This window comes from Kurthia sibirica (assembly GCF_003143975.1).
Classification (GTDB): Bacteria; Bacillota; Bacilli; order Bacillales_A; family Planococcaceae; genus Kurthia; species Kurthia sibirica.
The window spans coordinates 36,479-53,546 of sequence record NZ_QFVR01000013.1 but is presented as its reverse complement, the minus strand read 5'-3'; the positions used below and the strand labels follow the sequence as shown (position 1 = coordinate 53,546).

The following is a 17,068-nucleotide window of genomic DNA, read 5'->3' as shown; positions in this document are numbered from 1 at the left end:
GCGTTCTTCTTTCAACGATGTAATCTCCTCATAAATCCACTGTTGCATCAACTTTCCCTGCTCTAAAAGACGGTGCACCTACCTTTACATTATCTATTTTCAGCCCAACGGATACGGTGCAATTTTCCAAATCCATTCAATAGGATGAAAACGGTTTACGTTATTGTATTATGTTAGAAGATGAGAAACTTACATTTGACGAGATATTTGCAAAAGCTGAACAAATGGAAGTGATTCTGTAAAGAGTAAAGGTTAATATATATACTTTTGTTAACAATGGGTTCAATGTTGTAAATCCACATTTTTCTGACGCTAGACCATTTCGGTTCACATTAGATACAAATGAAAAAGAACCTGGGACAGAAGTATAGAAATTAATCAATCCACTGAGAATAAGAAAGGCATGAATCGCTATTTAATGCGATTCATGCCTCTTGTTTAGAACTTTTAAAAAGAAGAGGAAGCTATTCTGTCCCAAGCTCTTTTTAAACTATCTTATAAAAATTCATCTTCTTGTTCTTCATCTTTACGTTTCTTGCGTAGGTAAGCATATAAGCCACCTAAGACAAGTGTCGATGCACCTGCGACCATTCCGAGCATTTGGAATAACCATTTTTTCGAATCACGCCCTGTTTGAGCGAGCGTTCCTTCTTTTTGCTCCTGTTTCTCTTTTTCAATTTTCTCAATTGTCACTTCAACTGGATCTTTCTCTTTTTCTGTATTTTTAGGAGGAATGACTTCAGCTGGTGGCGTTACTTCTGTTGGAATCGGCTCTGGTGCTTCATCTGTTGTAATTTCAACCGTATTTGAAGCAATCGGCTCGTTATCATTCACTGAAATATAAGCCGTATTCGGAATGATATTGTCTTTGTAATTGCTTAAATCAGCGTCTTTTTTAACTGTAGAACCGACTTCTACTTTCAATACCTGTCCTACATATTTATTTGGCTCTTTCGCTTTCCAAACAAATGACTCTGCTTCTTTATCAATTGTTAATTCACCCGCTTTAGTGATTTCTCTTTCTTTATCACCATTTTTCACGAATACTTTCACATCATTAATATCTAAAACGTCCTCTAAATCATCCGAAAGCTCTAAGCTATCTAAATCATCTGCATTTGAAACGCTATAAATCAACGTGTATTTATGTTTATCACCACGTTTTACTTGCATTGTCGATTCCGTTAATTCATCTTTATTTTCGCCTTCATCAATGTTATTGAATTTTTGAACACTTGTTTCAAGTGGCGTAGTTGTAATACCAACTGTATTTGAGTCAGTTTGCTTATCATTTACAGTGATATTAGCCGTATTCGGAATCAACACAAGCCCATCTTCATTCGTGTACGATTGAAGGCTCTTATTCGTTTTTAAAGACGATTGAACGCGTACATGAATCTCTTTACCCACATACTCTTTTGGTTTCTTAGGAGTCCATGTAAAGGCTTCTGTTGCATCGTCCATTTCAAGTGTACCTTCTTCGGTAACGTCCTTATCATCTACAAAGATTTTCACATCCTCTAAATTCAGAACGTCCTCTAAATCATCTGCTACAGAAAGTGAATCGATATTCTCTTTATTCGTAACTTTATAAACGACTTCATATTCATGTTTCCCACCGTTTGGTACTTTTACGACATTGTTAATACCTTCAAATTCTTTATCGCCATCGCCATCACTCGGTTCAGTTGGTTCAGTCACTTCTTCATCAGCTTTTGTTTGACGAGGATTTTTTTCAACTTCCCCATCACCTTCATTTGGTTCAGTTGGTTCAGTCACTTCACCGTCACCTTCGTTTGGATCGGTTACTTCTTCATCACCGTCAGTTGGTTCAGTGAATAAATCTTTTGATAATAAATCGGTTACTTCATTTTCACCAGCAATGTTGAATTTTTCAACCGTTGTTTCTAAACCGGGAGTCGTAATATCAACTGGTGGTGTTGGAATATCTTCTTCACCATCATTAATGATTAAATGACCTGTATTTGGAATTTTAATCGAACCATCTTCTTGAAGGTACGGTGTTAAATCTGCATTATGCTTCAAATCTGCTTCAATCATTAGTGATAATTTTTTAGCAGCGTATTTTTGTGGCTCATTCGCTTCCCATGTAACGTGTGATGTTTCTTCGTCAATGCTTAACTTACCATCTTCGGTAATATCTTTGCCGTCCATCATCACTGTCGCTTTTGTTGGTGTCAGAACGTCCTCTAAATCATCATCTAATACTAATTTCGTTAATTCTTTGGCATTAGTAATCTCGAAATCTAATTGATATGCGTGACTTCCACCATCTTCAACGTTTCCTTCTTCATGCGTTGGTTTACCATCAATAACATTGAATTTATCAGCTTTTGAATCAGTAATCGGTGTATTAATATCTACTCGATTTGATTTTAGTAACTCATTCTTACCAGTACCTTCATTTAGAATCATTTCCCCTACGTTCGGGATAGCAATATCACCACCATCATTTAAGTAACCTGTGAAGTCCACGTTTTCTTTCAATGTCGCACCGATAATCGCAGTTAATTCTTCACCCGCATATTTGCTAGGGTTTGTAGCCGTCCAAGTGAATGATTCTTCTTTTTTATCTAATACTAACTTACCTTCTTTTGTAATATCTTTATCACCATTGAAGATTTTAACGCTCTCTAAATCTAAGACATTTTCTAAATCATCTTTTAAAATGATTTTTTCTAATTTTTTTGAATTGGCGATATTAAATTTCAATTCATAATCATGGTGTTCCTTCGGTTTTACTTCAACTGATTCTTTTGTCAGCTCATCATTCACCAAGTTAAATTTCTCGATAGATGAATCTAAAAGCGGCACATTTACATTGACGTTATTCGTTACGGTTGTCACTGTATCGGTTTCGCTTTTTTCTTTTCCTGCTGTTTTCGTAATCATTTCACCTTTATTCGGTACAATGATTTTCCCGTCTTGTAAGTAGCCATCAAATGACACGTTTTTTTGCATATCTGCTTTAATATGTGCATTTAATTTTTTACCAACCCAATCCATCGGCTCGTTCGCTTCCCAAGTGAATTTTTGAGTTTTTTCATCGAGTTTTAACGTCCCTTGATCCGTAACGTCTTTGTCACCATTTTTAATCGTTACTTCTTTTAGGTTATAGACGTTTTCTAAATCATCTTGTAAAACCAGTGAAGTTAATTCAGCCGTATTACGAACTGTATAAATTAATTCATATTCATGTGACGTACCTTGTTCAACTAATTGCATGGCTTTTGTCAGTACATTATCTTTTTTACGGACATTATATTTTTCAGCTGCATCTTCTGTTGGTGGAGTTGTAATTGTTACCTTATTCGACACTATTTTTTTATCGTTATTTATCGCTAAATTTGCCGTATTTGGAATCGAAACCTTTTTCGGTGTTTCCGATGGTTCTTCAGTTGAACCATTTTCGTCTTTTAGAGTCGGCTTATCATCTACTACATAAGGGGCAAGGTTTTGTTCAGATTTCATTTGAGCTTCTACCATTACTTTTAATGTTTTACCAATAAAGTCACTCGGTTTATTAGCCGTCCATGTAAATGATTCTTTTTCCTCGTCAATAACAAGCTTGCCACTTTTAGTAACGTCTGTTTTTCCGTCCATCACTTTGATTGATTTTAAATCTAATACGTCCTCTAGGTCATCTGAAATAACTAATTTATCAAGAGCTTTATCATTACCAATAGAAACATCTAATTCATAGGTATGTAAGCCTTTCTCTTGAACTAATACCTCATCTTTTGTTTTTTTATTATCTTCATCAATATTGAATTTCTCAATTTTGGTATCTACTAATTTAGGGACAAATGTTAGCGTGTTATTTGTTTGCAGTTCTTTGTCATTCACAATCGCTTTAGCTGTATTCGGTAACTCAAAACCAGTACCGATTTCATAGCCAGCTTCCTTTAAATCAGCTGGTGTCTTACCTTCTTTAATACTCGCTTCAAACACTACTCGATAAACCGTACCATAAAAATCTGCCTTTTTTAAAGACGTAGGACGTGCAATCATTGAAACTTTCTGACCGCTTGATTTATTTGTGAACATATCAGTTACATCATCATTTTCATCATTCAATACGCGAATAGTTTTTTCATCAAATTGAAGTTCTGGAATGACATCATCTTCGATAGAAAATGAATCGTAATAAAATTTATTTTTTTCATTTGGCACAGATTGAGAAATTATATATTTGTACTCTTGGTCCCATGTGTCGAGCTTATTATCAAGCGATGGTGTTTCATCATCATCTTCAACAGCTTTAGTCGGTGTCGGAATACCTGTACGTGCTGGCTTCACATCCGTATAACCAAAGTATTGTGTACCTGTAAGCTTTTGTGGATATAGTTGCGTTACTGGAATACCAGATGATTCATAATCACGTTTCCAATCGAACGTAAATTTATTTGAATTAATTAATAACGTAGCCCAAGCGTCAGGATCATCTGTTTCAAAATTATCACTCGCGAAATAACCTAATTCATAGAATTTACCTTTCGTTTCATAAAATTGAACAGATGTACTTTTAGTTACCCAAATCGAATCAACTTTTTTCATCATATTTTCAGACATACGAACCGATTGATATGAGTCAATATCTGTAATCGTATAATAAATACCCTTCATTGGAGCAGCCTTTCCTGTTTCATGGTCAACTAGCTCCCACGTTTGATTCAAGCTGCTATACCCACCTGTTTTATGTCCGATAGAACGATTTGTATATGAAAATTTCAATTCTTCGGGTGTTGTTAAATATGGTTCCCAATCATTTACCGTAATTTTTAAGTCAATTTGTCTACCTTTAAAGTAACCTACATTTTCGTAAATCACACCGATTTTCCCTTTATCTGAATCGGGAGGATTAACCCAAACCGTACTGTAATTAATGACTTCGCTACCTTCACCGAATGGTTTTATTTTCGTGTTTTTCGTGAATTTTGCGATGAATTCAAATTTAGGATCGATTACAGAATCATCTTCAGCCACTTCCACTCTGTCTGATTCTAAAATTGAAGGTTCGTCTGTTTTGGTTTTCGCTTCAGCTTGTGTATTAGGGGTAGTTGTTAATCCTAATGCCATTGCACCAAGAAAACCAACTGATAATAGGGATTGTTTTGAGTAGAGAGGGAATTTATTAAAACCTTTTTTTGTCTTTTCGTTTTGTTTAATCATTTTAACACTCCGTTTCTAAAATAGTCTTACACCACGAAACTATTATATAAAACGAAATCACTATATACAAGCTGTTTTAAAGCATTTAAAAACAAGAAACCTAGAATAATTCTAAGTTTCTTGTTATTTAACCTTTTAAATAAAAGAACAAACGTTGTTATATAGAGTTCCTACAACCTTTTAATCTATTTATTTTTTTTATAATAAAACACTAAATTATTTTATTGTTTTCCCCATATCTAAGTCATATTTTTTCGGATTAGGATTTAAAAACTCGAATTTATACTCCTGATACATCGACTTTTCAAGTATTTGATAATGCCAACTGTTTGTCATTCCCGCACCTTCACCCGATTTGCCAGGGTAATTTTGTTCAATTACTAAAATGTCGCCATTTTTATAAACGTGTTGAACAATATTTGTGTGACCGTATGGAGCAGTCGCCACGCCTGGTACGTTACCTGTAATACTCACAAGTGCTCCTTTTTTCGGTGTATTTGAAATTTCTCCGTCAATTACTTTGCTCCAATTTTGTGCCAATTCATGCCCGTTTCCACGAGCTTGTTCCGTCATTCCCCAAATCTTTTGGAAGTAACTCGAAGCTAAATTGACACATTGATTTCCGGGATTCCACCAACCGACAGGACTTTCAAACATCATTCCAATTGATTCTGGACTGTAAGCAAATTTTTGAACATCAGCTGGAACATCAGCTGGTCGCCATGCAGTTAAAACAGTCGAATCGTGTACTCCTGTTCCATCTACTTCTCCACTTCCACCACTTGATGATGTATCGCAGTTGTCATTTTCTTGATCTTCTTTATGTTTCTCATCATCATTATCGCCATCTGTATCTTCAAAATTTGTATCATCACTCGGTATGTCAGCTCCACCAAATTCTTCATAAGCCCATTCTGCTCCAGCATACGTTACAGTTGGATTAAATTGAGGATCACCCGAACCCCCTGCTAATCCTTCATAGTATTGAGCGAAATGTCCCGCCGCTTCACGAAAATCCATTGCCTTTCCCGCATTTTCGTTTACGGGCTTGTAATATGCCATACGAAGCTCTTTGTTAATCAATCCAATTTGATTAATTACCGAATCGTCCTTACCGTTTGGTGCTTCTCCCCAACGATTTCCGTTAATTTGACTCGACCAACCACTCCATTGAAACAGTCCATGTACGCCACCACTCGGATTGTCAGCTTTCGGGTTTAATCCCGATTCTCGTATCGCATTTCCGACACCACCCGATGCACCCGCACCACTCCAACCATTCTTTTTCACGAAATTATTAAATAGTTGTTCAGCAATTTTATATTTTTCACTGTTTGGATCTTTGTAATCGCCACCGACTACGCCACCACCAGTTGAACCATTTTCAGTATCATCATCATCTTTTATGTCATCTGGCTTATCACACGATTCACCTTCTTCTACAACAACTACTGCTGAACCTGTTGTCGCAATTATCGTAGTTCCACCAACGACTGTTACTAAGACTGAAGAAATAATCGTAGGTAACGAACCACTAACTGTTGTAGCAATATTCAGCGCACCTAATACACCGTTTACTGCACCATTCACCACATTTATTACCGTAGAGATTGCACTTGTCGCCATATTTGCTAATTGTTGAATCATCACTGCTGGAGCACTTGAACCAATTGCTTTAATCCCTTTTACAACTGCAAGGTAAACACCTAATCCAGCCGCAGCAACACCGCCCACTTTCGCAGACGGTACGGCCGCAGCTTTACTAGCTTGTGCGACACCCTTCATGGCTTGTGATTTTATTTTTTTCTTCGCTTGATTCTTCACTTCATCTTTAATCGCTTGCCCTTTATTTTCAGAACTCGCTACTTTTTTAATCGAATCTTGATTGTTTTTATCCCCTAAAAAAGAACTCGCTTTATCCTTCAAACCACCACTTTTTTCTGTAGAATCTTTTTTTGATTTCGAATCAGTTGCTCCACCACTATCTGTTTTTTTAGATTCGCTATTACTCTTTGAATCTGGATTATTTGAAGTCGATTCATCCGTATTACTTATAGCTTTAGGGGTTTCTGATTTAGTTGCATTTTGATTTTTACTTTGGTTCATTTGATTGATATTTTCAGAACTCGGACGTTCATTTTTAGCATTTTCATTTGAAGCTCCGTTTGCTCCCCCTGTTTTTCCTTGTTGCTCTGTATCTTTTTTAGTGTCATCATTTGTAGAATTTCGGTTAGCTGAACTACCATTATTCGTAGTTTTTCTTTCTCCAAACGATGTACGTCTTTCATTTTCTTCCGACAATTTTAAACAGCCCCTCCCTTTTGGGTAAATTATAACATAAATAAATTCAGAATAATTCTATGTTTTTAAATAAAAAACAAGGATATTAACTAATTAAAGTCATACCCTTGTACAATAATTTATTTTTTAAAACAGAAGGACATCATCTTCTAATGTTGTGAAACCTTCATTTTCTTTTAATTCATTTTGTGCTTCAGCTGATAAATCTTGTTCTTTACTTTGCTTCACTTCTAAAATACGTTCTTCTAGTTTTTCAGCTTCAACCGTCTTAGCTGGTTTGAATGTTTTTTGTTTTTCAGCAGTCGCTTCTTTGTTCAATGTGCCTTTTTTAGCAATAATCGTATATTCATCTGCTTCTAAAATTTTCTTCGGTACGATTAATGCTGATTTTTCACCTTCAGCTAATGAACGCCCTTGTTCTGCTAATGAACTAATCGCTTTAAGACCACCATTGTATGTGATTTGATCCATTGGTGAAGCTAGTTTTGTCGCGATTTTATCGACACCAGCAATCGTTAAGCCATCTTCACTTAATAGGTTAGATAATTCTTCTAATGATTCCTCTTTAATATCTACATTTAGTCGGTTGTTATAAACGTGACGCATACCCTCTTTAAAATCTTCTTTTGTCAGTGGTGATTCTTCATCGTGTCTGTTCACACCATTTAATAAATCTTTTAATTCAACTAATAAAATTTGCGGTAATTCACGACCAAGCTCGGCATCATGTTTAATCTGTAACGTACCTTGTGTAATCACGTAAGTTGACTCTAAAGCGATTGTCGGGTTCGTATCACGCAATGTTTTCATTAATTTCTGACTGAAATTCCCCGCAACTCCTGTAAGGTCTGATTTAGCACCTGTCGCTCCTTGTACATCGAGAATGTCTTGTAGTGTCGCTTTATCATCGTAGTATCGCATAAACGCTTCAACACCCTTTTTAGAACCTTTCGCACCGTCATTCACCATCGCCATTAGTGATGATTTCATTTCTTTTTTAGTCGAAATCATTACTTTTGCTGAACCAAACCCACCTTCACGTAAACACATGTTCACTAATTTATCCGTTTCTTCAACGGCTTGTTCTGGTGGTAATTTAGCAGCCTTCAAGAATAAGTCGTTTACTTGTGCTTTCGGTGAATTTTCTTTCTTTTGACGCGGTTTATACGGTTGAACGATACCCGATTTAACTACTCCTGAAATGACATCCATACTAACGTTTAAATACGACGTTTCGACCTCTGAATTTTTATCAATCAAGTTATGTTTAATTGCTAACTTGAACTCTAAATCTTCAATCGCACCTTTTGTTTGTGGCTTCATTATCCCCATTGTGTCACCGTCAAAATCGGCATCGAATGACTTTGTAACAACTGGATTCATAGAAATACCCGAAATATCTTTATCGACAATTACTTTAAATGCACGAGCAGCACCTTCACGTAAGCAAGGATCACGATGAATCATTACTTTTTCATCACCACGAATATTCAACGTTTTATAAATCTCTGGTGAAACGCAAATCGTATCAATTGATAAGCGAGGATCAGACGTAATAACTGCTGTCGCAGTATTTGGTAAACGTTTCGACATCAAATTGTTTTTGAAGAATGAATTTTTTGAGGTTTCTCCAGACATTCCACCTAATTTATCTGTTGCTATTGAGTTTTGTAAAACATTTAATTTGTTTTGAGCTTTTAAAAAGTGCTTTTTCATATCTTTTTGATTATTAGACGCTTGCGCTTCTTTATAGAGCAACGCTTCTTCATAAACATCCGCATACATAAGCGTGTAACGGTGGTCTTTCTTTTGTTCATCAATCAATAATGTTGTTGAACGAGTTGACGCATCTAAAATCGGTAATTGATTCGTTTTTTCACCCGAAGCCATTTTCAATTTAAACGGTAGATTCAACATTCCACCTTTTACATTGATTTCTTTTAAGAAATCTTCTCTTTGTACCTCTTGTTTGACTTCAAATTCATTTCGTACTTCTGCTCCATGTGGTTTATAACCTTTTCTTAATGTACCGTTTGCCTCCATATCAAAGCCCGTAGCAATTAAATACTCACGTAATATTTCCCATGAATTATCATTGTGACTGAATACTTCTTTCACAATATTGTCGGCTCCATGTTCATTCATCGTCCAAATCAATTGTGACGAGAATTTACGACCTTTACCTTCGGCTAAATCATCAGCTGAATACGTTTGTGATTTCTTATCAGCTTGCATATCCGTAACAATCATATTTAACGTGCCACTTTCGGCAATGATTTCTCCATTTTCGTCATAGACTGGCTTCACTTCGCCATCTTGCATTTCTTTAATAACCCCCGCGTTATGTCGGCTAATCATCGCATACGGTGAGCCTACAACGTCTAAATCGGGGTTTGCTTTCATAATGCCGACTTCACGAACTAAATCTTGTTTCTTCGCTTCTTCTGGACTCATATTACGGTCAACGATTAAAGCAATCGTCCCTTTATTTCCTCCGAAATCGGATAGCTTATCGCCACGTTTTAACGGACGCATTTCACCTGTTTCGGCATCTGGAACTAAATTACGGTCTGCAAATTCTTTACTAACAACGAACCCATCTTCCATGTTCCAACCACCGAATGTCATTAAAGCAGTTCGGGCATTATCAACCGAGAACGCAGTTGTCAGCTGATTCGCTGCCATTTGGTTTCTATCCCAGGGATTATGTTTCGAGTATTTAAAGTAGTCTAATTCTCGTAAAGAAGTAGCTGGAGCGTTTTTAAATGCGTCTTTTTGAGTTGCGTCATAAGGTGCAGGTGTGATTTTACCTGTTTCGGCATCAATTTTCGCATCTTTTGCTAAATAAAGAGCTAACCCTTGAATTGTATTCGTTCCTGTCATAACTGGATCGTAATATCCGTAGGCATCTTCTGTAATTTGACGAATGTTTTTATCACCATTTAACTGTAAAACCGTTCGTTCCATATTACTTAACGTATTTGGACTATTTTCAAGTTTACTTACAGCAATTGTTGAAGCGTGGTCTGAATAAAGTGAGCTAAAACGAACGCGTCTTTTAGCTGTTTCAATGATTACTTTCTTTTCCTCTAAACTTAATTGTGCATTTTCAAACCATTTATCATTTACACGTTCACCAGCTAAATCTGTTTGATATAAACGATTGACGCTTGTTGCGTCTTTACTTAATAAAATCGCATTTGAGATTTCACTCACTGGACGTACTGCTTGCTCTCGCACCGTTGTACGAATTTTACGTTTTACTAATGTGTCTAATCCATACAATCGATTACGTTCCATTCGGCTTTTATCAATATCTGCAAATTGGAAATGTCCTCGATAACCTGGTATGATTCCGTAATTTTCACCCGAATTGTATTTTGTTTGAATAATACCGTTTGAATCAGGTTCAAAAAATTGCCCGATGTCTGATGAAACAAATTCTAATTCTGGCTCATTTGTACTGCTACCTTTCACACGATAACCGCCCCAACGAACGATTCCGTTTGCGTCAATTCGTACAGATGGAGCTTCATTCCCCTTCACTTCACGCGTTTTACTGTCATAACCTAAAATTCCTTGTGCTTTTAATTCTGCTTCTACTTCTTTCACAATCTCTTTATAGTATGGACTTAATTTTTCATCATCTTTTGCTAATGAAGTAGCTGGATTAAATCGAATCATACGATCTACTAATGTTTGTGTTGCGAAATCTGTTCCACGCACTTTATTTTCAACGTCATAACGTACAATTTTCATTGCTGATAATAAGCGTTCTGTTTGACTATAAGAGTTTATTTTACGATTTAACTCATTCACTCGTCCTAAGTGGAAACCGTCCTCATAGTTGCCGATTTCAGCGTCTAACAAGCGACCAATTAAATTCTCTCTTGTTTCTTCTAATTTCATCTCGTAATCAATTGATGGGTTCTTTTTCACTTCTTCAAGTAATGATTCATCTAATTTAGCGAGAACTGTTTTATATTCGTTTTGAAGTTTCGCAATATCTTCATCGTACAAATCTTCATCTTCATTGAGTAACTGCTCTCTGAATAAAGCACGAGCCATATCAATATCTTCTTTCATCGCCATTTCAGCAGCAGCTACAGATTTAAACGATGTCGCATCCATTTTATTTGCGATTGGAATGAATAAAATCGGAACCGATGAATCTTTTAAGTGAATAAATGATGATTTTCGTTTTGATTTTGTTGGCTCTGAATAAAATACATTATCCTTAGATGAACCAGTTACATAATCAATGATTGCAAAAGGATTTTCGGGTTGTTTATTAAGCGAACCACCCTTATTTGAAAAGTAAAATGAACCTTCGTTTGTGTGTACACGACCTACTAAATTTTCATTTTCATCTGAATCAAGTAATCGAACTTTCGCTCCACTGCCATCTTGTAATTCAGCAATTAATTGTTCTGGATATTCTGGGTTCATCGTTAATTTATATTCAATACCTTCGTTCATTAAATGCTCTAAAATTCCTCGACCTTTCGTTAAAATACTATCTTTATAGACACTTCGATTCTCTTTCATAATCGGTAAGATTGTTTTTAAATCACTTTTACTGATAAATGGACCTAAGAAGCCTGTCACTTGATCAGTTGCTCTAAATTTATTTCCTTTTTCTTTTTGTTCTTGTGCTACATTTGATTTTTCATATTTGTTTTTGAATTCAATTATCGGAGGATTTACTTTAGGTAATTTACGAGAAAAAGCTAGGGCTTTTGTTTTTTCATTTGTTGTAGCGTTACTTAACTTCCCTTTTGCTTTTTCCGATTTCTGTTTCCTCAAATTCTCCATGTAGTCGATACAATTTGTAAGAATTTCATTCGTTTCAACGACTACACCCTTATTATTTACTTTCACCATATTAGGGTTTTCTTTATAAGGAGCAATAACGAAATTCGTCTTTTTCTCACTTGTCGCTTTTCTTAAAGCTGAATAATGTTTATTAATTTCTTTAAGGTCTGCTACAACTAATTGTTTTTGTGCACCTTTAATATCTTTTACAATTTTTGAACCATCATATAAAGAACGAGCGTCACCTACAAGGAACGGTACGTTATTTACAGGCTTTGTATAACCACCCGCTTCAATGTGCATTAGATAAACGAATGAGCTATCTGATTTCGTCATTTCAAATAGACTTTCAAATCGACTATCTGTTGGTGACAACGTTTGATACCCCGCGTTAAGCCACATATCAAAATTTTTGCTCGTTTTTGTTGAAATCGCTTGATACGATTGATCGCTTATTCCGTTTTTAAATTCACTCGAAACTTTATCTGAATAATCTCGATTTAATACAGTAGCAATACGACTCGCATCTTTTTTTGAAATAGCGAACGTATTATTTAATCCTGTTTTTCCGAATAATTCTTCAGCCACTTCGATTTTTTCTTCTCTCGTTAAATGATTATTTTCATTCACCATCGAATCTACAAATCGGTCAAAATAGAAATGACCTTTACCTAATTTTATTCTAATTTCATCTGAATTATTAACAAATAATTTACCTTTAGACAATTGATTTCCCCCTCATATTTTAAACTCGAAAATACTAATAAAACGACATTCATATTAAAAAACTATGATTTATACAGTGATTTTAACACCTATAGTTTTTTATATGTGGGGTTTAGAGCCTGTTTTAGTCTAGTAGACTATGACGTTTCATCATTTGAATTAGAAATATAAAAAAGGCTGCGTTCCCTTTCGGAAACGCGGCCTTTATTCTTCACTTATTGAATTCAATCCCCATTAATCTATCAAATTCTCCGTTAAGTAAATCGTTCCAATCATCGACACTTACTAATAACTTGTAAAATTCGGGTGTCGCTTCATAAATTAAAACACTCGTTAAATCTGCGTCTTTATCTGAATCGGGTGTCATGCGTACATCACCTGTATTATCTGTTTCTCTTAATTTTTCTGCTTCTTTGGAAATGTTTTTAATCATTAATCGGTTATTATGATACAACTCCGTATCTGCATTGACCGAAAATGTACCATTAGCAAATTCTTGTCCGTCAAACTGACCGATTAGTTGTCGATATACTTCCGAGATCTTAGCACTTAACGATTCGTTCGCTTTGCCTTTGAATATATCTTCCTTCCCTAGTGAATAATTCGCATATATTTTCTTCGTTGCTTTCTCTTTCGCTACTTTGCCAGACTCTATAGCTTGAACGAAATCGGTATTCACTTCTAAATTTTGATTAAATCCACTACCACCATAAATTTCATTTTCAACGGCTTCATAGTCACCGTCACCTGCTCCTGGTTCTTCCTGTTCATCAGCTACTTCTTTTTTCAAGTTAAGTTCTTCTAAAATAACCTCATTGATACCACGCATTAGTTCTTCTGATAGCATTTCTGGATTGATTTTACTAAGCTCATACTCACTTAAATTATGAACCTTCATGTAGCGTTCTTTGATTTCTTCAGCCCTTCTCGCTTGGTCTACACGCTTTTCAACCATTCGGAAAAAGTCGGGTTTATTCGCTAGAATATCGAAATCATCGGTGTTAGAGGTCGTTGGCACATTCGCTAACGCATATTTCCCTGTTTCGGGATCAACCAGTTGGTTTTCATGTAATTGGTACGACATCGGCAACGCCATTTCATTTCTCGCCCATATCGGATGTCCTTTACCGAATACCATCGCATTTGCTTTCGGGATATTTAACATATCCTTTTTAGAAATGGTTGGTTTTTCTTGCATAGTCGTTGTATAGGTTACTTTTCCGTCAACGCTACCGACCATAGCAGCCACATCATTTGTAACGGCTTTTGAATCTTTAAAGGCTTCATGTAATGTACCAGCCATACTCTCTAATGTTTCCAACATACTATCATCTGTCGATTTCAAATACAGAATGTTCCCAGTATTCCCCTGAAGAATTTTATCGACTGAATCGCCATATACGTCCTTTAATTGTTGTAACGTTTGTAGAATCAGCGTATATTGTTGCTCTTGTCCTAAACCGATTGACGCTTTCGTATTTAGGTAGGGAATACCGTTCCCTTCGGACTGTAAATTACCGACTTCATCCAACATATAACGCGTTTTATACAACGGTTTTTGATTCGCTTTTGTTAAATACGCTTTGTCTACTTGCATATTAAACATTTGATTCATTAGGATTAAAATGATTTTTGCGTACTCCATCAAGTGAGGTGGTGTAATAAAGAAAATCGCTTTCGGCTTCTCTTTGTAACGTACTTCATTTTGAATAAATACTGGTGATTTTTTCGGTTTCACATCACGATTTTTTTCTTCTACTGATTTTTTCGTTAGTGGAATACGTTTTTTCGCCACCATCGTTTTCCCTTTTTTGTACTCGTATTTAATCGTCTGATTTCCTTCATCATCTCGAATCGAAACTTTCGTTTTAATCAGCTCTTGTAACGTTCCGTTATGAATAATCATCTTTTTATGAACTGGATCGTACACATAAGTACGTCCATTTAACGATTTTTGATAATCTTTTTCAAATACAAAATAATATTGTTTTGCTCGTAAATTTGAAACCACATCGAATACTTCTAATTTTAAATACGTTTTATTTTCTTCAAAAATACCTTTGAAGTAATAAAAGCTCCAACCGTTTGAATCGATTTTACTTTCATGTGCAAAATCGGAACCTTTGTATTGGTCAGTAAAATCTGCATTTCTATAAGCCGTCCATTTCGTGCGTTGACCTAACAAATTATTTTTATCCATGTAGCTTTTATCGAAACGTACACCGATTCGTCTTGGGAAACCTAAGCCGACCATATCAAAATTTTGGCTCGGTCTACCCGAAGTTAATCTCGAAATTTTTTCACCCGCAAAGAATAACATGGCAGTAAGCGATATACCGTACACTGAAGCGATTGTTTTATCACTTCCCGCCATTGCTCTAAGTGAATTATCTTGGTTCATTGTAGATGTTCTAAGGGCGTTACGTGGCAGTTTTGCAGTTGCATCGAAAAAGAGTGTTAAAAAATCCTTTTCTTTGCTTATATCATCTGCTCCTACATGAATTTTATTTGGATCACTCGATTTTTTAGACGCTAATTCAGTCATCATCTGATACACATTGTATAACGTCACTCGTCCCCACATTTCATCTAAATATTGGTCTACAACACCAACGGGAGTCTTATTTTCTGTAGCGATAATTCGGTACTGTCTATCTTCTTCTTGGTAATAATCAATTAAGCCCAATGCAGACCGTTTAAACGCTGCATTTGCAGCATTCGGCCACATTGGATCATCGGCATTTTCGGTTGGAAAGAATACATCACCAATTGACGATACAAATTCCTCAACTTTTTGGTTATCCCCCTGTCTTGCTGCATCAACTGCATAGCCAAGTGGATTATAAATATTGGTACTACTCGGATTAATTAAGTTAAATGCAACAACATCATATCCTCGTTTCGTAGCGGGGTAATAAAATTTAACGTAGAGTTCCCCTTTTGGATCGTTTGCCGCGAAATTATTCAGTTCCTTTTCACGCGTCCACATATCCAAAGTAGGCTCAATAATCGTCTGACCTTTACCCGCCCTCGTCATGGCTAATACCATCGTATTATTCGGCTCTGTATCAACAACATACGCACCAGCTGGTCGTTGTGTTTCGTATTCGGGAAACTCCCAATCGTCTTTAATATGCTCGGCTATTGTATCTACCTCATTTTTATCCCGTACCTTTTTAGGGTTATATAAGAGCTTGGTTGTATCGAAAAAGTGACGCACACTTTCGGGAATTAGCGAGGACTTGAATAATTTATGACCGAATTCTTCATCAATTAAGGGTTTATTTTCATACTCTAAATCTTCATTTTCATCTAACACATAATCGCCTTTTTTCATTACCACAATTTCTTCTGTTTCACTGTTTTCATCAATAAAAACAACTTCCGTATCTTCTTCATAACGCTTAGGTACACTAATTTTCGGTAGTCCTTTTTCAGAAAACATCATATGCGACAATATCGCAGTCGGTGAAACGCTTGAATGTGCTCCTGCATCGGGAAAAATATCGTAACTGTACGGTAATTGTTCGGGCAATTGAATATATGAATCACTTTCATATGTATCAATATCCGTATGAATGATGTTCAAGTTTTGTTGTTTCCAGTAACGTAAAAGTTTCGCATACGCTAAAGCACCGACACCAAATGAAAGAGCATATAAAAACGGACTACCGATTGAACCATATAATAACGTTTTAAATGCACCCCAATATTCAGGTTGTTTTCCACTAACTAAGTCGAAATTCAATAATAATGAATAGCCTTTCGTATAAAGTGCTGGCAAACCTAAAAATAAGAGTCCCGCACTTAATCCACCAGCTACACCCGCACCAACTGGAACGTAAATTCTCGAAGTTACTTCCTGTTTGTTCCCTCGAACCTTACGCATATTTTCGTATATGTCACGATAGATACTATCCTGTGTACGTGTTTCGCCCTCTTTATAAACAGTTTGTTCTCCAGTTGTCATACCAGGTAATCGCTTTTTTGAACGATTAAATATATTGAATCGCTTATCTTTTTTCGTCATAAA

4 protein-coding genes are annotated in these 17,068 nt (G+C 35.9%); all 4 read right to left on the bottom strand.

Features of this window, described 5'->3' with window-relative positions:
• Positions 1-495: 495 nt before the first annotated feature.
• Positions 496-5,193 (bottom strand): isopeptide-forming domain-containing fimbrial protein, encoded by a 4,698-nt coding sequence (locus DEX24_RS10490; RefSeq protein WP_109306389.1) that lies wholly within the window; start codon positions 5,191-5,193, stop codon positions 496-498.
• 216 nt (positions 5,194-5,409) lie between these two features.
• Positions 5,410-7,494, bottom strand: a complete 2,085-nt coding sequence (locus tag DEX24_RS10485; protein ID WP_109306388.1) for a phage tail tip lysozyme — start codon at positions 7,492-7,494, stop codon at positions 5,410-5,412.
• Between the two features lie 126 nt (positions 7,495-7,620).
• The gene (locus DEX24_RS10480) at positions 7,621-13,035 is read right to left on the bottom strand and encodes a hypothetical protein (RefSeq protein WP_109306387.1); all 5,415 of its coding nucleotides are present in this window, start codon (positions 13,033-13,035) and stop codon (positions 7,621-7,623) included.
• 211 nt (positions 13,036-13,246) lie between these two features.
• Entirely contained in the window at positions 13,247-17,065 is a 3,819-nt protein-coding gene (locus DEX24_RS10475; protein WP_146192985.1) for a type IV secretory system conjugative DNA transfer family protein, read from the bottom strand.
• Positions 17,066-17,068: the final 3 nt, after the last annotated feature.